Here is a 19,213-nt window from a genome sequence, read left to right on the forward strand (position 1 = left end):
TGATAATGAGAATAGTAATCATTAATCAACTGAATGTGGAGTTTTTCTTTCACATCTCGCCTTTCATTAACGCAATGTGCGGTTATAGTTTTCAAAACATTTACAAAACCTTTAACATGTATGGACATGTTCCATTTGGTTCGTTTACACACCACAACCGGTTTTATTCATGAAAATCATTTCTGCCCGTAAGGCCTCTCTCCCGCTGCTGCTGGTTCCCGTTACTTTCGCGCCGCTAACCGCAATGAGCGCGGAGGAACAGACCATGATCGTCAGCGCCACGCCGCAAACCGTATCGGAACTGGATACCCCGGCCGCGGTCAGCGTCGTCAATGGCGACGACATGCGCCAGGCCGCGCCGCGCATCAACCTCTCTGAATCCCTCGGCAGCGTCCCGGGACTGCAAATTCAGAACCGCCAGAACTACGCCCAGGATCTCCAGCTTTCGATGCGCGGGTTTGGCGCACGCTCAACGTTTGGCGTGCGCGGTATCCGTATGTATGTCGACGGTATTCCTGCCACCATGCCGGACGGACAGGGCCAGACCTCCAACATCGATCTCTCCAGCGTGGAGAGCGTTGAAGTGCTGCGCGGTCCCTTCTCTGCCCTGTACGGCAACGCCTCCGGTGGCGTGATTAACATCAACACCCAGACCGGTCAGCAGCCGCCGACCATTGAAGCCAGCAGCTATTACGGCAGCTACGGTACCTGGCGCTACGGCATGAAGGCCACCGGCGCGATGGGTGACGGCACCCACGCGGGCGATGTGGATTACACCGTTTCCACCACCCGTTTCACCACCAAAGGCTACCGTGACCACAGCGGCGCGCGGAAAAATCTGGCCAATGCGAAGCTGGGCGTGCGTATTGATGACGTCAGCAAGCTGACGCTGATTTTCAACAGCGTGGACATGAAGGCCAACGATCCGGGCGGTCTGAGCTATCAGGAGTGGCAGAATAATCCGCGTCAGTCTCCGCGTGGCGATCAGTACAACACGCGTAAGACCATCAAACAGACCCAGGCCGGTCTGCGCTACGATCGCCAGCTCAGCGCGCAGGACGACCTCAGCGTGATGATGTACGCCGGTGAGCGCGAAATGACGCAGTACCAGTCGATTCCGTATCAGCCGCAGCTCAAACCCTCCCACTCCGGCGGGGTGATTGATATGCAGCGTCATTATCAGGGCATTGATACCCGCTGGACGCACCGCGGCGAGCTGCTGGTACCTGTCACCTTTACCACCGGTCTGAACTACGAAAACCTGAGCGAAGATCGTCGCGGATACGAGAACTTCGTGATGAACAACGGCGTGCCGGATTACGGCGTGAAGGGTGACAAGCGTCGAAACGAACGTAACCTTATGTGGAACGTTGACCCTTACCTGCAAACGAGCTGGCAGCTGACGCAGAAGCTGTCCGTGGATGCGGGGGTGCGCTACAGCTCGGTCTGGTTTGATTCCAACGACCATTACGTTACGCCGGGCAACGGTGATGACAGCGGTGACGCGAGCTATCACAAATGGCTCCCGGCTGGCTCCGTGAAGTATGCGGTGACGGACGCATGGAACCTCTACGCTGCCGCAGGGCGTGGATTCGAAACGCCAACCATCAACGAACTCTCGTATCGCGCCGATAACCAGGGCGGTCTGAACATTGGCTTGAAGCCATCCACTAACAACACCTATGAAGTGGGCAGCAAAACCCGCATCGGCAATGGCCTGCTGACCGCAGCCCTGTTCCGCACCGATACGGATGATGAGATCGTGGTAGATGCCAGCGCGGGCGGACGTACCAGCTATAAAAATGCCGGTAAAACCCGTCGTCAGGGTGTGGAGGTCTCCCTCGATCAGCAGTTTGCTGAGAACTGGAAGCTGAAGCTGGCGTGGACTTACCTGGACGCCACCTATCGTACCAACGTCTGCGGCGACGCTAGCTGCAACGGTAACCGGATGCCGGGCATCGCCCGCAACATGGGTTACGCTTCATTTGGCTGGCAGCCGGAAGAAGGCTGGTACGCGGGTACTGACGTGCGTTACATGAGCGACATCATGGCCGACGACGAGAACACGGCGAAAGCGCCGTCGTATACGGTGGTCGGGCTGAATACCGGGTATAAATTCAACTATGGCAACTGGGGCATGGACGTCTTTGGCCGCGTCGATAACCTGTTTGACAAAGAATACGTTGGCTCGGTTATTGTCAACGAGTCGAACGGCCGTTATTACGAGCCTGCACCTGGCCGTAACTACGGCGTCGGGCTGTCGGTTTCTTATCGCTTCGAATAAGTCACGTTGACGTATAAACGAAATAACCCTCCTGATGGCAATAAACCATCAGGAGTTATTCACCAGATAAATAATTAGGTGCGGTATATAGTCGCTTTGCTAAATAATCTCTCAGTTAAAATATTGTCGCTGTAAAAGCACATTCGCTTCGTCAATCAACTTATCAATCGCCCTCTGGCTGGAATCGACATCGCGGCGTTCCAGAGCGGAAAGCAGCTCCTCGTAGTGATACGCTGACTCTTTAATGTCGTTCAGCTCCTGGTGCAGATAGTTAATGCAGGGCCCGATGCGCACCCAGAGCTGTTCAATTAAGGCGTTGAGCGTCGGCATTTCCGCATACTGATAAAGCGTAAAGCGGAAGACCCGATTTGCATGAAGAGCCTGCTGAACGTTTCCGTTGCGCATGGCCTCATGAAAGGCATCCGACAGTTTGCGCAATGTCTCCAGCTTGCTATCAGACATATTCTGACAGGCTGCGGCGACTGCCATGGGCTCAAGCTGCTTGCGGATAGCGTTAATCTCGTTATAACGCTCCAGCGTGACCTCCGGAACCAGAAATGCCTGCGCGGGCGTGGCGTGTAAAGCCCCTGCTGACACCAGGCGCAAAAGCGCCTCGCGAACCGGGGTAATACTGGTTCCTAATTTATCGGCGATCTCTTTCGTAATCAGTCGTGCCCCAGGTTTGAGTGAGCCTGTAATTAACGCACCTTTCAGACTGAGTTCAACCTGCATGGTAAGACTAACCCTTTGGGCTTTTTCTAAGTGATCCAAATCAAGCATGTGGAATTCCTGTAGCTAAAACTTAATGCTATTTTTAAACGCCAGTTTTAATAAAACGACGCCGGTACGATATATCCTGTATCGTCATGCCTGGTGGTGGGAAGTACATAAAAACAGCAAAAAAAAGCAAAATTTATTTTTTATCGGTTTCGGGCCCATTCGGGATGCAGGCGCGAAATGCCATGTCCATTAATTAAAGACAATATATCGTATCTTCACAAATAAATATGGCGGGAAACCCCGCCATCGTACTCTTTATTTATTGTCACTCGCGACGCGAATCACGACTTTGCCGAAGTTTCGTCCTTCCAGCAGGCCAATCAGCGCCTCAGGTGCGTTTTCCAGCCCGTCCGTCACCTGTTCACGATAGTGGATTTTCCCCTCCTGCACCCAGCGCCCCATCTCTTCCTGGAACTCCTTAATGCGGTGCCCGTAATCCTGGCCGATGATAAAGCCCTGCATACGAATGCGTTTCTTCAGAATGGTCGCCATCAGGAGCGGCAGGCGATCCGGCCCTTCAGGCAGGCCCGTCGCATTGTAGCCGCTTACCAGGCCACAAACCGGCACGCGGGCAGAGGTGTTAAGCAGGGGCAGCACGGCGTCAAACACTTTTCCGCCGACGTTTTCATAATAGACATCAATTCCTTTCGGGCAGGCGTGTTTCAGCTGTTCGGCAAAATCGGCCGCGTGGTGATCCAGACACAGATCAAACCCCAGTACCTCAACGGCATGGCGGCATTTTTCAGCGCCACCGGCGACGCCGACCACACGGCAACCTTTGATTTTGCCGATTTGCCCGACGGTTGCGCCAACCGGGCCCGTCGCCGCGGCAACCACCAGCGTTTCACCCGCTTTGGGTTGCCCGATATCCAGCAATCCCATATAGGCGGTAAAGCCCGGCATGCCAAGAATACCCAGCGCCCAGGAAGGATGTGACGGATTTTCGCCCAGCTTCACCAGGCCGCTACCGTCTGAAAGTTCATACTCCTGCCAGCCGCTGTAGCCCAGCACCCACTCACCCGGTTTGAAATCGGGATGGTTTGACTGCTCAACCCGGCTGACCGTTCCCCCCACCATCACCGCGCCAATCTCAACCGGAGGGGAATAGGATGGCGCATCGCTCATGCGGCCCCGCATGTACGGGTCCAGCGACAGCCAGACGGTGCGGAGCAAAAGCTGCCGCTCGGCGGGGGCAGGAACAGGCTGCGTTTCGAGACGAAAATTTTCCGCGACCGGCGCGCCCTGTGGACGCGAGGCCAGTACCCAGCGGCGATTTTGCGAAACAGGTTGATTCATCGGGATCTCCTTCTGGTACAAATGTCATTACAGCCTGGCTCACGATCGGCGTTACCGCATTAGCATTACGAGCCGGACTGGTTCAGCCGTACAACAAGATAGACACAGGTTTCATTCGTTTCGTTGATGAACCTGCAGTCATTTGGCGGCCCCAGCTCGAGACAGTCTCCGGCGTGCATTTCGTGGCGCGTGTCGCCCTCCTGAAACACCAGCTCACCGGACTGGAGCCAGATAAGCTGACGTGCAAGCGCGTAAGAAGATGCAGGCATCGGAACATCGCTGCCCGCAGGCAGTTCAACCTGAACAAGGTCGATGGGCAGATCGGTGCGGGGAGAAATATGGCGGCGGAGATAGTGCGTCTGCGGGTCGCGCCAGACGGGCTGATTTGCCAGGCGCAGCAGCTTTCCTTCCTGCATCTCGGCCCGGGCAATGAGCGTGGACATGCTGATGCCAAACGCGCCTGACAGACGTGCCAGCAAGGTGGCTGTCGGGCTGCTGTCTCCGCGCTCTATTTTGTGGATCATCGCGCGAGAGACCCCTGCCCGGTCAGCAAGCTCGCTCAGGGACCATCCGCGAGACTCGCGTTCAAGGCGAATTCTTGCGCTAATCCGTTGATTCATTGTGTCTGTTATGGTGTTCATGACGTCATACTATAGTGTATGAACGGCTTTTCAATGGGCTTTTGATAACAAAAAAATATGGCTTATGCCGTAGCGATCGGGTAACACGGTTGTGTAATATCGTAGCTACATCGTAATACTATAGTGAACAACACACAGAGGGTTAATCATGATCGTTCGTCATGCCTGCAAGGAAGACTGCGCTGCGATAGGAGAAATCTACAACCACGCGGTGCTGCATACTGCCGCGATCTGGAACGATAAAATCGTCGATACCGATAACCGAATCGCGTGGTTTGAGGCGCGCGCGCTCGCGGGTTACCCGGTTCTGGTGAGTGAGGAAGACGGTACGATTACCGGCTACGCCTCTTTCGGCGACTGGCGCGCCTTCGACGGGTTTCGTCATACGGTTGAGCATTCGGTCTACGTCCACCCGGACCATCAGGGCAAAGGCATTGGCCGCACGCTGATGATCGCGCTGATAAACGAGGCCCGTGCTATCGGTAAACACGTGATGGTGGCCGGTATTGAAGCGCAAAACCATGCCTCTATTCATCTCCACGAAACGCTCGGTTTTGTCACTACGGGGCAGATGCCGCAGGTGGGAACCAAGTTTGGCCGTTGGCTGGACTTAACCTTTATGCAGCTGCAGCTGGACGAGCGCAGCGATCCGGACGCTATCCCATGAATCAGTCACTGACGCTGGCGTTTCTGGTGGCGGCGGGGATCGGTCTGGTGGTGCAGAACACACTGATGGTGCGTATCACCCAGTCCTCCTCCACCATTCTCATCGCGATGCTGCTGAACTCCCTGGTCGGCATTGTGCTGTTTGTCAGCATTCTGCTGCTGAAACAGGGCGCCGCCGGATTTAGCGAGCTGGCCGCAACGGTGCGCTGGTGGACGCTTATCCCGGGGCTACTGGGGTCATTTTTCGTGTTTGCCAGCATCAGCGGATATCAGAACCTTGGCGCGGCGACGACTATTGCCGTGCTGGTAGCAAGCCAGCTGATTGGCGGGCTGGTGATGGACGTGCTGAGGAGCAACGGCATTCCGCTCCGCGCCCTGATCGGCCCGGTGTGCGGCGCGGTGATGCTGGTTGTCGGGGCCTGGCTGGTGGCACGACGCCAGTTTTGATCGTTACAGTATAGTGCCGCCTTTGGTCAGCTGTTCCTCACGCGCGTCCAGCTCCTCTTTATGCTGCTTACCGTGGTGCGAAATCGCGGTACGCAGACGCTGCTGCTGGGTGTAGCGTTCTTCACGGCTCAGCTCTGCGTCATCGCTTAATTCGATCAGCAGTTCGTTCATATGGGTGATGACGCCCTCTTCAATGGCGGCATCCACACGGGCGGTAACTTCGCTTAAACGTGACATTGTCACTCCTTGTTATGTGCCCGGTGGTGCCACGCCGTACCGGGCAATAAAACGCTTAGTTTAGCTTCGCTTTCGAGAAATCGCTGCCCATCAGGCTCACGCTGTATCCGGTAACGTTGCTGCGGGTCGCATAGAACGTTTTCCCGTTTGCCAGTGCGATCCACGGCGCCTGCTGATAGAAGATCTCCTGCGCCTGCCCGTAGAGTTTTGCGCGCTCGGCCGGGCTGCTGGTCAGCTTCGCTTTTTGCACCAGATCATCATAACCCTTATCACACCAGCGCGCGGCGTTTGATCCGGTTTTGATACTGTTGCAGCCCAGCAGCACGTCAGCAAAGTTGTCCGGGTCGCCGTTATCAGACATCCAGCCAAACAGCGCGGAGTCATGTTCGCCTTTACGCATTCCGGAGAGATATTCGCCCCATTCGTAAGAGACAATTTTGGCCTTCACGCCGACTTTCGCCCAGTCGCTCTGGATCATCTCCGCGATACGGCGCGAGTTCGGGTTATACGGACGCTGAACCGGCATTGACCACAGCGTGACTTCCGTCCCCTTCTCCAGCCCCGCCTGCTTCAGCAGCGCTTTCGCTTTTTCTGGATCGTAGCTGTAGTCCTTCAGGTCTTTATTAAAGCCCAGCATATTTGGCGGGATCGGCGATTTTGCCACCGTACCGGACCCCATAAAGACCGCATTGACGATAGCCTTCTTGTCGGTCGCGTAGTTAAGCGCCTGACGCACCAGCACGTTATCAAACGGTTTTTTCTCGGTGTTAAACGCCAGATAGCCGACGTTCAGGGCATCGACCGAGTGCAGCGTCAGGTCTTTGTTGTTCTTGATGACGTCAAACTGAACCGGGGACGGTGCAGGAATAATCTGGCACTCGTTGGTCTGCAGCTTCGCCAGACGGGTTTCCACGTTCGGCGTGATGGAGAAGATGAGATGCTTAGTCGGCACCTCGCCTTCCCAGTAGTTCGGGTTAGCAACATAGCGGATCAGCGAATCCACCTTGTACTGCTGCAGGACATAAGGCCCGGTACCAATCGGCCAGGTGTCTACGTTCTCAGGCGTGCCTTTTTTCAGCATCGCATCGGCGTATTCGGCGGAGAGAATGGAGGCGAAATCCATCCCCCAGTCGGCCAGAAACGCGGCGTTGGGCTCGCTGAGGGTGAACTGAACGTGATAATCATCGACCTTTTTCACGTCCTGAATCAGCTTATCGAGCCCGACATCGTTAAAGTATTCGTAGTTGCCCTGCGACACGTTGTGATACGGGTGTTTAGGGTCTTTCTGACGCATGACCGAGAAAATAACGTCATCGGCGTTAAAGTCGCGCGTCGGTTTGAAGTATTTGTTGCTGTTGAACTTCACCCCTTTGCGCAGGGTAAAGGTATAAGTCTTACCGTCCGGCGAGATCGTCCAGGACTCCGCCAGCGACGGCACCGGGGTGTTTTTCACCGGGTCGAAATTGATCAGGCGGTTATACAGCACCTGCGAGCTGGCCACAAACGACGGGCCAGAGCTGGCGATTTGCGGGTTGAAGGACTCGGGGGACGCTTCTGAACAGTAAATAAGGGTGTCGTTGTTTGCCGCCCATGCGGCACCGGCTGGTAAAAGAGCGCTCAGCGCGAGGGCGAGCAGTGTTTTCCCTGTAGACATGGTTATAACCCTGATAGTTTTATTATATAAGACAGTAATAACAGCACAGGCGATATGACCTGGCAAATAACGAAACACTATCAGGTTATTCTAAAGCCGCGTTTTTTGCTGTTTTAACAGTCAGCGCCCGAAAAGGTGATTTGCCTTAAGGGCCATTATTCGTCAAGCACAACCGTCACTTTCTATGCCGCAAGAAATCGGTCCTTTTAGCGTCTCTTCCCCCGTTTGGTTGCTTCCTCGTTTCGTTAAAGTAACGGTGTGAAGAAGTATATGGGATCAAATCGTGGCAAAAACTCTTTTACGCAGCGGTAACCTGGATGACTTTCAGGCCGTTGGCGGCGGCGGACAAGCCGTTTTTGAATCAGCGTTACAAATCCGGGAAGCGCTCCGGTTGCGCAAACAACAGGCCATCGTCGACTGTCTGGCTATTCCTCAGGTCAACGACAGCGGTGACCGCGTGGACTGGTATTCCCCTGTTGAAGGGAGCGTAACCAGCTGGAAAGCGGCCGATGAGGATGACCGTTATCGCGCCCTGCGCTATCTGGAAAACACGCTGGCCAGCGTTGAGTCGTTAAGCAAGAAATGCCTCCAGTCCCCCAAAACCGCGCAGCAGCTTTTTGGTTCTCTGCTGTCGAAGGCGTTTCAGTTCCCGGGTGAGAACTTCCTCTTCCTGGTGGACGGAAAGCCGGTCATCAGCTTCTGGGGTTTTGTAAACCTGAACGAAAATGCGCGCGACGATGTTCTCGACTGCCTGCGTGAATCGCTGGTCCCTGAGCCCGCCCCCGTTGTGATTGAAGATCCTGAGCCCGAGCCTGAGCCAGAACCGGTGGTGGCCTTTGAACACGCCGACGAGCCGCTGATCGCCCCTTCCACGGTGGTGCGCATCACGCCGGAAGAACTGTATGAGCCTGAGCCGGCACCGGCCGTTGCGCAACCCGTTCAGGAACCGGCTGTGCCGATCGTCGCGAAAAAGCGCCGCGTTCCCCTGTGGACGCTGCCGGTTGCCGCCATGATCGTTGCCGCCATTGCCGCACCGCTGCTGTGGCCAAAACAGTCGCCTTCCGCTGAGCCTGCACCGGCGCCCGCACCTGAGCCCGTGGAGATTGCGCCGAAGCCGATCAAGGCGGTTGAGCCGCTGGCATTGAAATTACCGCTGCATCAGGCAGAGGTCCTGGCAAGCAAAGAAAAAGAAGCCGCTCCGGTGCCTGCGCCACAGCCTGCCCCGGTGGTGATTGTCGCCATCCCGAAAGACGCCATGGTGATGGAAGCGAATCAGGTGAAAGCGGGATCGACGCGTTTCCTGAACGGTACCTGGCGTGCGGTTCTCGACGTGAAAGATCCGGTCACCGGCAAACCGCCGTCAATGCGTTATCAGATCCAGAACAATAAAGGTTTCGCCCGGGTTGTCCATGGCGACAACGTTGTCTGTCGCGCGGAAGTGTTCTCCGGCCTGCACAGCAACGGCGAGCTGATGATTAAAAGTCGCGGTACTGCCCGATGCACCGACGGCTCCCGCTACCCGATGCCGGAGGTTGCCTGTAAAGCAGGCGCCAGCGATATCGCAGAATGTCGCGCCCGTTATGATGCCAATACCGTCGTTCCACTGACGTTCAAGAAAGCAGGTGCCTGATCCTATGCTGGTAAATCTTTGCGACTATAAACAAAGCGTCACGCTTATTGCCAACAGCGGTGTGCAGTTTCTCGATTTCGGGCTGACGCCACAGGACACCGCCAGCAACGGGCGCTTCGTACGTAAAACCGCGAACGGCCCGCTTTTGCGACTCGATTTCGACCTGGTTAACGGGCGCTATACCGTGCCGGGAACGAACGGCGGGCAGCCTGAAGTGGTTAAACCGGAAACCACCATCCCGCTGCATCAGTCCCTGGCGGTACTGGACGGCGTCTGGCTTCCGGTTCCGTTCCTGCGCTTCAACCCTCCGCGAACCTTCGTTGAGGGGCCGGATAACTGGGCCCGCGTTCAGGTGCGCAGGCTGGATACACCCGACACGGCAGGCAATACGCACCGCGTCACTCTCGCCCTTGACAGCCAGATTGCCGAACACGCCACGTCAGCCCTCTCCCCGGTGGAAAACGATATTCTGAACGGGACCCGATTCGCGCTGGCCTGGCGAGACAATGAGGTTGAAAGTTTCCTCGACCAGACCTGGATTGACGGCTGGCTGCGCGAGGCATTTACCCAGTATGCCGACGGCGTTGAAAACCGCTCAGAACGCGATCTCCAGCAGGCGATGCGCGGGTTTGAATATCAGGCCCACTGGCTTAACCTGATGACCATGCTCGGTGAACAGCTTACCGTGCCGGAAGTGAAATTTGTTACCCATACGCTCAGCACGCCTGCCATTCCGGTCGACCTGATCCTCGACGTGGGCAATACCCACACCTGCGGCGTCATTATTGAAGACCACGGCGATGCAAACGATGGACTGCGCCAGACCGCCGAGCTGCAGGTCCGCTCGCTAAGCGAGCCGCAGTTCCTGAATGCGCCGCTGTTTACCAGCCGTCTTGAGTTTTCGGAAGCGCGCTTTGGCAAGCAGCACTTCTCTGTTGAAAGCGGTCGCGAAGATGCCTTTGTCTGGCCGTCGATTGTTCGCGTGGGTGATGAAGCCCGCAAGCTGGCGATGCAGCGTCTGGGGACCGAAGGCAACAGCGGCATCTCCAGCCCGCGTCGCTACCTGTGGGATGAAACGCCGGTCGTGCAGGACTGGCGCTTTAGCCAGATGAACAGCAAAACCCAGCGTGAACCGCTTGCCACCGCGTTTCCGCTGATGAACCTGATGAACGATGACGGCGAGCCGCTCTTCACGCTGCCGCAGGACGAGCGGCTGCCGGTCTTCTCGCCGCAGTACAGCCGAAGTACGCTGATGACGCACATGCTGTGCGAGCTGCTGGCACAGGCGCTGGGGCAGATCAACAGCGTCGCCACGCGCCTGCGTCTGGGCTTCCCGGCATCGCCGCGACAGCTCCGCACCCTGATCCTGACCCTGCCCTCGGCCATGCCAAAGCAGGAGCGAGAGATTTTCCGACGCCGCATGTTTGAAGCCATCGCCATCGTCTGGAAAGCGATGGGCTGGCACCCGCAGGATGAGGATTTTGTCACCCGCAAACAGCAGGATAAAAGCGTGGTGCCGGTTCCTGAAATCCAGATGGAGTGGGATGAAGCCAGCTGCGGTCAACTGGTCTGGCTGTATAACGAAGCGATCTCCCGCTTTGGCGGTCAGACCGAAGCCTTCTTCGCCTCCCTCGCCCGCCCGGACCGTGAGCCAGAGCCGGGTAGCCAGCCGGGGCGCGCGCTGCGCGTCGCGTCTATCGACATCGGCGGCGGCACAACGGATATGGCGATCACCCATTACCAGCTGGATGACGGTTCCGGCAATAACGTCAAGATCACCCCGCAGCTGCTGTTCCGTGAAGGCTTTAAGGTCGCGGGTGACGATACGCTTCTGGACGTGATTCAGCGCTACGTGTTGCCTGCCCTGCAAACGCAGCTGCAGAAATCCGGCATTGCGGACGCCTCGCTGCTGATGGCTTCGCTGTTCGGCGACTCCGGGCGCATCGATACCCAGGCCGTACTTCGCCAGCAAACGGCGCTTCAGCTCTTTATGCCGATTGGCCATGCCATTCTTGCCGCGTGGGAATCGAGCGACGTTGACGATCCGCTGGCCGGTCTGCATGCCACCTTTGGCGATCTCGTGGCGCAGAAACCGACCCGTAACGTGATGAATTACCTGCAGCAGGCGATCGATCATGCCCTGCCTGCGGGTTCAGACGCGTTTGACCTGTTCGCCGTGCCGCTGCACGTGAATTTCCGCGAAATGCAGGATGCGATGCTGGCCGGGCAGTTTACGCTGGCCTCGCCGCTTCACGCGGTGTGCGAGGCGATATCCCATTACAGCTGCGACATTCTGCTGATCACCGGACGCCCCGGCTGCCTGCCCGGCGTTCAGGCGCTCATTCGTCATCTGCAGCCGGTGCCGGTCAACCGCATCGTCTGGCTGGATAAATACCAGGTGCACGAGTGGTATCCGTTCAGCCAGCAGGGACGCATTGGCAACCCGAAATCGACAGCCGCGGTGGGAGCCATGCTCTGCAGCCTGGCGCTCGACCTGCGCCTGCCGCGCTTCAACTTTAAAGCCGCGGACATTGGCGCGTATTCAACCGTGCGGTATCTCGGCGTGCTGGATAACACCGTCAATACCCTGCGCGAGGAAAACGTCTGGTATCAGGATATCGATCTTGATAAACCCGGCGCGAAACTCGACGCACGTCTGCACTTCCCGCTGCGCGGTAGCGTCACCCTCGGCTTCCGCCAGCTGGCGAACGCGCGCTGGCCCGCCACGCCGCTCTACACGCTCAGCATCAACTCGGCTGAACTGGCGAAAGCCATTGCCGGTGACGGCGTGCTGAACGTGCGGCTCAAACTCTGCGGCGGCAGCAAGCAGGAAGGGCCTGAGGCCTTCGAGCTGAGCGATGCCTGGCTGCAGGACGGCACGCCGGTTGCGCCTGACGCATTAACCTTCAAACTGAATACTTTGGCCGATCGCCGACACAGCGGTAGCCACTACTGGATCGACAGCGGGAGCGTATACCTGAAATGACAGCGACGACGACCACCACTCAGGCCTTAATCGGGTGGATTAATGAGACGCGCCTGAACGCCCCTGTGCTGGATAACGATGCTGACGCCCTGCTTGCTCGCATCAACGCGGCGCAGGCGCGGGAGCAGGCCATTGAACGCGCCATGACCCGCCAGAGCAGCGTTGGGCTTTACGGTCATTCGCAGAGCGCGAAAGCGCACCTGCTGCTGTCTCTGTGCGGCAGCGGTAATGGACGCCTGAACGTGACGCCGGGCCAGCGCACCTTTGACTATTTTTCGCATATCAATCCGGGACATGCCCTGACCAACATGGCGGTCCGCTTCACCCGGGAGAACCCGGAGGTGGCGGATGAGGCATTCCCGCTGCGTCTGAGCCTGGTCACCGAGGCCGAGCTGGTACAGCTGTTTATTGCCCGAACGACGCTGCATCCACAGATGCGCGCGGTAGATAAGGCGGTCATTGAGACACGTCTGGAGAAATGGCGCGGGCTGCGCCAGCCGCAGGGCGTGCCCGGGATCACGGCTCAGGAAGTGGGTGCGATTGCCCGCTTCTGGCAAAGCACCGTACCCGCCGCTAAGCAGCAAATTGATGATGCCCTGTGGCATGAGTTCGCCCGGCTGGTGCCTTCTCTCGATCTCAGCACGCGGGCCAGCGTCTGGTCGCTGCTGTGGGGCGAGCAGCAGGAGCTGACCCAGCAGTGGTTAAAAATGGCCCATGTGCTGCACCAGACCAGCCATGCCTGCGAGCTTGCTGCCCCGCTTAGCCTGCTGGTGGACAGCTTTGGGCTGCCGGGTGAAGGGTTCCTGACGCACGACGGCACGTTAGACCTTCAGGACGCGCAGGAGACGCTGCTTCATCCGCTGAATAGCGGCGAAATGCTTAACGCCATCAGCATCCCCGTCGACGTGCTGGCCTTCCTGACCCGCGAGCTGGTGCTGCCGGTGGAGAACGGCGCGCTGGATAACGTCGATATTATTGATATCCCGGTTTTTGAAGATAACCGTGCCGACCCGCTACGCCAGGCGAAGTCCCAGTGGCTGCTCGAGCATTACCGTCAACAGCTTCAGCCGGATGTGCTGGTGATTTGTAATGCGACGGCGCATCACGAGCAGACGGCAAAAAAAGCAAAAGTGCTGATGAACTGGGTCAAGGAGACGCAGCCTGCTGAAGAATCTGCCCTGCCGGGGCTGGTGTGGGCGATCACTCCGCATGACGCCCGCTTTACCACCCGGCAGAATCTCGATGAAGCCGTACAGCATCTGCTCGGGAAGCCTGGCCTGCGCTGGGGCACGCTGCAGGCGCTGGACAGCCACAGCATGCAGCGCGTCATCGAATGGCTGTCTCAGGCCACGCTGCCCGCGCAGCGACAAAAGCGTCTCAGCACGCTGAAAGGCCTGTTGCGACAGGAGCTCTCGTCGCTGATGCAAAGCTATCTGGCGCCGCTGGTTGAGGAGCCGGGGACAAGACGTGCTCAGGCCGAAAACATGGTGCGCACGCTGCAAAGCAGCGCCGCCCGCCACGGCGAACTGCTTGAAGGCCTGCTGCCGCCGCTGAAAGCCTTTGAAACGCTGCTCGCCGTTCAGCAGCCCCGCGAGGAGCAGGTGAACGGGCTGTTTACGGACGCCATTGACCTGTTTGCCGATAGCGCCCAGGAAAGCGCCGGACTGTTCCAGACAAAAGATAAAGCGCGCCTGGCGCACAGAGTCTGGATAAATCATCTGCGCCAGTGGAGCCGCAATGAGGCCACGGCTGCACGCCTTGGGCTGGAGCCTGCGGTATTACAGCAAATCGCGGATGTGCTGGTGGTCACCAGCTACCGGCTGGATCTGCCTCAACAGCTTCAGCGCATTGTCGAAGCGGATAAAAGTAGCGCTGCGCAGCTGCATGCAGTGATGGGCAATTTCATTGGCTGGCTCGGTTTTGACCAGACGCCCGTGGCTACACGTCCGGCAAGCCGCATCCGCAAGGGTCAGGCAATCTTCGTTACGCCGGTGGTCAGCAGCGCGGAGCCTCGTTTGACGCGCCTGGGAGAACAGCCTGTGCATGCGGCCACCGCGTACGTTTACGACTGGCTGGTCGCACTCTATAGCCGCGCGATAGAGAACATTGATTACCAGCATCCACATGATGTTCAGCCGGGTGCTCGCCGGGCCTTACAGGCGTTATTACGCTGAGATTTCGGCCCGCAGCCATGCGGGCCATTTTCACCGCGCCATACACTCCACGAGCGTCTGCGCCAGCGCTGAGGGATTTTCCCACGACATTGAATGCCCTGCCGCAGGAATGATTTTCACCTCGACGCCCTTTTGCTTCAGATTATCTACATCGTCATCCGGAAGAGACAGCTCGCCGAAAATCAACGTTACCGGGCAAGGGAGTGACAGGAACTGCGCTTCCCATTCCGGCTCAACGCCCGCCACCAGGCTCGATGCACCGCGCCAGACGGCATAAGCGGCATTGCTCTGCAGACACCCCGCCCACGGCGTTTTTTCCGCGCTGAGCATGGCGTCATAGCCCTGGTTCAGAAACTGCAGCTCGGTTTGCGCTGCAATCGACCGGCTAAACATCCCTCCACCTGCATGAAAATTGGGCTCTGACACCATCAGCCCCTTCACGCGCGACGCCAGCAGCCCCGCCGTTTCGATAGCAATGCTGCCGCCCATGCTGTGCCCGTATAACCAGAAGGCATCCAGCTTAAGGTGGTCAACCAGCTCCGCCACGACGTGCGCCTGGTCGGTGGTTTTATAGCTGTAGTGCTCTGGTTTGTCGCTGTAGCCGCTGCCGGGCAAATCGATGAGAATCGCTCTGCGCGCGCCAAACAGCGGGTCATGAACGACACGGGGATATTCATAGGAAGAGGCGCAGCCCAGCCCGTGAATGAACACCACGGGATCGCCGGTGCCGGGCAAGTCATGCCAGCGCACGGTGCAACCGGCCTGCTGCGAGTAAAAACTGTTCATAAGCACTCCTTTTACGATGCACTGTATATTTATACAGTTATCGTATCTGGAATGCCATATTCATCTTTTAAAAATGGAAGCGTGCTTCAGAAAAGCGAGATCAGCAGCGCAACGGGAAAGCTCATTGGCCAGGTTGACCCCACCAGAAAAGCACTGAGCAGGCGGATACGTTTGCGGTCTTTAGAGAGGAACCAGGTAATTAATGCGCAGATGGAAGCCATGATTGCGTAAAAAACCAACATCTTTTGATACAACGTCATTCTGTATACCAGAGCCGAAAAAATAACCGCACGCAATATGCGTCATATGTTGATACAGATCAAGTTTTTTCGTTACAGAATAACCACTTAAATACTACGGATAATAACAAATGAGTATCTTGCGTAACACTCATGGCGGGCGTGGGGAACGCCTGGCCGCGTATGCGACCAGGCTAGCGGGATTAGTGTTTTATCATCACATGCCGTACGACCGTATAATCCTCAAGCCCGTAGACCGACATATCTTTGCCGTAGCCGGATAATTTCATGCCGCCGTGCGGCATTTCGCTAACCAGCATAAAATGGGTATTCACCCAGGTGCAGCCGTACTGCAGGCGCGCGCTCAGACGATGGGCGCGGCCCACGTCTTTGGTCCAGACCGATGACGCCAGGCCATACTGCGAATCGTTCGCCCAGGCCAGCACCTGCGCCTCGTCATCAAACTCGGTGACGCTCACCACCGGGCCAAACACCTCGCGCTGAACGATGGCATCGTCCTGTTTTGCCCCCGCCAGCAGGGTTGGCTGGAAGTAGTATCCCGCCCCTTCTTCTTTGCTACCGCCCGTGACAACGCGGATATGGCCGAGCGCTTTCGCCTCATCGACGGCCTGACAGACGCGTGCAAGATGGGCGGCGGAGCTGAGCGGTCCCAGTTCGGTAGAGGCATCCTCCGGCGCCCCCATTTTAAGGCTGGCGACCGCTGCGCCCAGCTTTTCCACCAGCGCGGCATAGATGCCCTTCTGGGCATAAATCCGGCAGGCCGCCGTACAGTCCTGCCCGGCATTGTAGAAACCAAACGTCCGCACCCCTTCGACAACCGCATCAAGGTCGGCATCATCAAAGACGATAACCGGCGCTTTACCGCCCAGCTCCATGTGGGTGCGTTTAATGGAGGATGCCGTATGGCCGATGATATGTTCCCCGGTCGCAATCGAACCGGTCAGCGAGACCATACGGACTTTTTCATGCCCGGTCAGCGGATCGCCCACCGTTTTCCCCCGGCCAAACAGGACGTTCAGAACGCCCGCCGGGAAGATATCTTTTGCCAGCTCTCCCAGCTTCAGCGCGGTCAGCGGCGTGATCTCTGAGGGCTTAATCACCACGCAGTTCCCTGCCGCCAGCGCGGGGGCCAGTTTCCATGCCGCCATCATCAACGGATAGTTCCAGGGGGCAATAGAGGCAACCACGCCCACCGGATCCCGGCGGATCATCGACGTGTGGCCGTCAAGGTACTCCCCGGCGGCCAGCCCGTTAAGACAGCGGGCGGCCCCGGCGAAGAAACGGAAAACGTCGACCACCGCCGGAATTTCATCACCCAGAGCACAGTGCAGCGGCTTGCCGCAGTTGAGGGATTCGAGCCGGGCAAACTCCTCACCATGCGCTTCAATCGCATCCGCCAGCTTCAGCAGGCACTCGGCACGGGTTTTTGGCGTTGTTTGTCCCCACGCCACAAAAGCATGGTCGGCCGCCTGAACCGCGGCGTCGACCTGAGCCGCTGACGCCTCAGCAATCTCCAGCAGGAGCTCTCCAGTGGCCGGGTTATAGACCGGCTGTTTTTCTCCCTCTCCGGTTACCAGTTTTCCCTCTATCAGCAGTTGTGTTTGCATAGCATTTTCCTGTTGAATTCACTGTTATTTCCCGCTGCCGGCGATGTTCTCGCCGTCGCGGGTTAGCCACCAGGCTCCCAGAATGGGGATAGTTGTCACCAGCATCACCAGTAGTGCTACAACGTTGGTGACCGGCACGTCGCGCGGACGGCCGAGCTGATTGAGCAACCACAGCGGTAGCGTTCGCTCGTGTCCCGCCGTAAATGTTGTGACGATTATCTCGTCAAACGACAGGGCAAACGCCAGCATTCCCCCGGCCAGCAGCGCGGAACCCAGATTGGGCAGCACCACGTAGCGGAAGGTTTGCCATCCGTCGGCCCCGAGATCCATCGACGCTTCCACCAGGCTCCAGGAGGTGCGTCTGAACCGGGCAATCACGTTGTTAAACACCACCACTACGCAAAAGGTGGCGTGTCCGACTACGATGGTGAAAAAGCCAGGCTCAAGGTCGATCGTTTTGAATGCAGTCAGCAGCGCCAGGCCGGTAATGATCCCCGGTAACGCAATCGGCAACAGCAGCAGAAGTGAGATCGCATTCTTGCCAAAAAACTCGCTTCGCCACAGCGCCGCTGCAGCAAGCGTGCCAAGCACGAGGGCAATGGCGGTGGATAGCGCCGCAATTTGAAGTGACAACGTCACGGATTCAATAATATCGCCGCGCCCCGCCGCTACGCTAAACCACTTCAGCGTCAGCCCCTGCGGCGGAAAGCTGAAGGCCGCGTCTTCGGTATTAAAGGCGTAGGTCGCGATAATCAGCAGCGGGAAGTGCAGGAAGATAACGCCCCCCCAGGCTGCCACTTTCAGAAACAGCGGTGCGCGTTCAGAGTGCATCGAATGCTCCCAGACGTTTCACGAACGCCAGATAGAGTGAAATCAGCACAATGGGTACCAGCGTGAACGCGGCGGCCATAGGCATATTGCCAATGGCGCCCTGCTGTGAGTAGACCATATTACCGATGAAGTACCCCGGAGGCCCCACCAGCTGCGGAACGATGAAATCCCCCAGCGTCAGGGAAAAGGTGAATATTGAACCTGCGGCAATACCCGGGATCGCCAGCGGCAGAACGACGTAGCGAAAGGTCTGGCGAGGACGCGCGCCGAGGTCGGCTGAGGCCTGCAGTAGCGAGGCCGGAAGGCGTTCCAGCGCCGCCTGGACGGGCAGGATCATAAACGGCAGCCAGATGTAGACGAAGACCAGAAAACGCCCCAGCCCGGAAGTGGATAAGGTGTTGCCGCCAATCGCCGGGAGCGTAAGGAGTGAGGTCAGGATCGGCTCCAGCCCCATGTGTTTGAGAAACCACTGCGCAACCCCATCCTTCGCCAGCAGCAACGTCCAGGCGTAGGCTTTGACGATGTAGCTCGCCCACATTGGCAGCATCACGGCGATATAGAAAAACGCTTTCCACTTGCCGCGGGTGTATCGCGCCATGTACCAGGCCATCGGGAATGCCAGGATGGCGCTGGCTATCGTCACCGCAATCGCCATGGTTAACGTGCGCAGGATGATGTCGTAGTTTGCCGGGTTGAAAAGCGCCTGAATGTTCGCCAGGGTCAGATCCGGCGTGACGGCCATGGTGAAATCGTCAAAGGTGTAAAAACCTTGCCACAGCAGGGTCAGCAACGATCCTAAATAGACGATGCCAAACCACATCAGCGGCGCAAGCAGAAGCAGGAACAGGCCGAGCGACGGTTTACGCCAGAACAGCGCCGTCATGCGGCTTAAGCGGCCGCGCGGGGCGGGAGGATGCGCGACACTCATAGACAT

Annotated in this window: 16 protein-coding genes; 6 read left to right on the forward strand and 10 right to left on the reverse strand. The window is 57.7% G+C overall.

Annotation, left to right across the window (positions count from 1 at the left end):
• Positions 1-169 precede the first annotated feature (169 nt).
• Positions 170-2,284, forward strand: a complete 2,115-nt coding sequence (gene pqqU / locus KGP24_RS12565; protein ID WP_223560655.1) for a TonB-dependent receptor PqqU — start codon at positions 170-172, stop codon at positions 2,282-2,284.
• A gap of 111 nt (positions 2,285-2,395) precedes the next feature.
• Here pqqU and KGP24_RS12570 read toward each other — a convergent pair whose 3' ends face one another.
• The 3 genes from KGP24_RS12570 to KGP24_RS12580 all read right to left on the reverse strand — a co-directional run bounded on the left by KGP24_RS12570 (position 2,396) and on the right by KGP24_RS12580 (position 5,001).
• Complete coding sequence (locus KGP24_RS12570; protein WP_223560656.1) at positions 2,396-3,064, reverse strand: GntR family transcriptional regulator; 669 nt, start codon at positions 3,062-3,064, stop codon at positions 2,396-2,398.
• A 255-nt stretch (positions 3,065-3,319) separates the two neighbouring features.
• Positions 3,320-4,360: an NADP-dependent oxidoreductase gene (locus tag KGP24_RS12575; RefSeq protein ID WP_223560657.1), complete on the reverse strand. Its 1,041-nt coding sequence runs from the start codon at positions 4,358-4,360 to the stop codon at positions 3,320-3,322.
• Between the two features lie 65 nt (positions 4,361-4,425).
• Positions 4,426-5,001, reverse strand: a complete 576-nt coding sequence (locus KGP24_RS12580) for a helix-turn-helix domain-containing protein (RefSeq protein WP_223560658.1) — start codon at positions 4,999-5,001, stop codon at positions 4,426-4,428.
• Positions 5,002-5,149: 148 nt separating this feature from the next.
• On the opposite strand from KGP24_RS12580, the gene KGP24_RS12585 reads away from it, so the two are divergent.
• A complete protein-coding gene (locus KGP24_RS12585; protein WP_223560659.1) occupies positions 5,150-5,668 on the forward strand; it encodes a GNAT family N-acetyltransferase in 519 nt (172 codons plus the stop codon).
• Positions 5,665-6,114 (forward strand): DMT family transporter, encoded by a 450-nt coding sequence (locus KGP24_RS12590; protein WP_223560660.1) that lies wholly within the window; start codon positions 5,665-5,667, stop codon positions 6,112-6,114. Before KGP24_RS12585 ends, KGP24_RS12590 begins: the two co-directional genes overlap by 4 nt.
• A 3-nt stretch (positions 6,115-6,117) precedes the next feature.
• Here KGP24_RS12590 and KGP24_RS12595 read toward each other — a convergent pair whose 3' ends face one another.
• Together KGP24_RS12595 and KGP24_RS12600 are read right to left on the reverse strand one after the other, a co-directional pair.
• The gene (locus KGP24_RS12595) at positions 6,118-6,351 is read right to left on the reverse strand and encodes a YdcY family protein (RefSeq protein ID WP_223560661.1); all 234 of its coding nucleotides are present in this window, start codon (positions 6,349-6,351) and stop codon (positions 6,118-6,120) included.
• Positions 6,352-6,406: 55 nt separating this feature from the next.
• On the reverse strand, positions 6,407-8,005 hold the full coding sequence (locus KGP24_RS12600; protein WP_223560662.1) for an ABC transporter substrate-binding protein: 1,599 nt from the start codon (positions 8,003-8,005) through the stop codon (positions 6,407-6,409).
• Positions 8,006-8,288: 283 nt separating this feature from the next.
• Here KGP24_RS12600 and KGP24_RS12605 point away from each other — a divergent pair, with 283 nt between their 5' ends.
• The 3 genes from KGP24_RS12605 to KGP24_RS12615 are packed head-to-tail and all read left to right on the forward strand — an operon-like array spanning position 8,289 to position 14,795.
• On the forward strand, positions 8,289-9,635 hold the full coding sequence (locus tag KGP24_RS12605; protein WP_223560663.1) for an SrfA family protein: 1,347 nt from the start codon (positions 8,289-8,291) through the stop codon (positions 9,633-9,635).
• Between the two features lie 4 nt (positions 9,636-9,639).
• Positions 9,640-12,621, forward strand: a complete 2,982-nt coding sequence (locus KGP24_RS12610; protein WP_223560664.1) for a virulence factor SrfB — start codon at positions 9,640-9,642, stop codon at positions 12,619-12,621.
• On the forward strand, positions 12,618-14,795 hold the full coding sequence (locus KGP24_RS12615; RefSeq protein ID WP_223560665.1) for a virulence factor SrfC family protein: 2,178 nt from the start codon (positions 12,618-12,620) through the stop codon (positions 14,793-14,795). The genes KGP24_RS12610 and KGP24_RS12615 overlap by 4 nt, the downstream gene beginning before the upstream one ends.
• Positions 14,796-14,825: 30 nt before the next feature.
• Here the strand turns inward: KGP24_RS12615 and KGP24_RS12620 are convergent, their stop codons facing one another.
• The 5 genes from KGP24_RS12620 to KGP24_RS12640 form a co-directional block, all read right to left on the reverse strand.
• A complete protein-coding gene (locus tag KGP24_RS12620) occupies positions 14,826-15,581 on the reverse strand; it encodes an alpha/beta hydrolase (RefSeq protein ID WP_223560666.1) in 756 nt (251 codons plus the stop codon).
• Between the two features lie 86 nt (positions 15,582-15,667).
• On the reverse strand, positions 15,668-15,841 hold the full coding sequence (locus KGP24_RS12625; RefSeq protein ID WP_003856960.1) for a GhoT/OrtT family toxin: 174 nt from the start codon (positions 15,839-15,841) through the stop codon (positions 15,668-15,670).
• A 182-nt stretch (positions 15,842-16,023) separates the two neighbouring features.
• Positions 16,024-17,448 carry an aminobutyraldehyde dehydrogenase gene (patD, locus tag KGP24_RS12630; protein ID WP_223560667.1) on the reverse strand — a complete coding sequence of 475 codons (1,425 nt, stop codon included), beginning with the start codon at positions 17,446-17,448 and terminating at the stop codon, positions 16,024-16,026.
• Between the two features lie 24 nt (positions 17,449-17,472).
• Positions 17,473-18,279: an ABC transporter permease gene (locus KGP24_RS12635; protein WP_029741505.1), complete on the reverse strand. Its 807-nt coding sequence runs from the start codon at positions 18,277-18,279 to the stop codon at positions 17,473-17,475.
• Entirely contained in the window at positions 18,269-19,213 is a 945-nt protein-coding gene (locus KGP24_RS12640; protein WP_223560668.1) for an ABC transporter permease, read from the reverse strand. The genes KGP24_RS12635 and KGP24_RS12640 overlap by 11 nt, the downstream gene beginning before the upstream one ends.

Source organism: Enterobacter sp. JBIWA008 (assembly GCF_019968765.1).
Lineage (GTDB): Bacteria > Pseudomonadota > Gammaproteobacteria > Enterobacterales > Enterobacteriaceae > Enterobacter.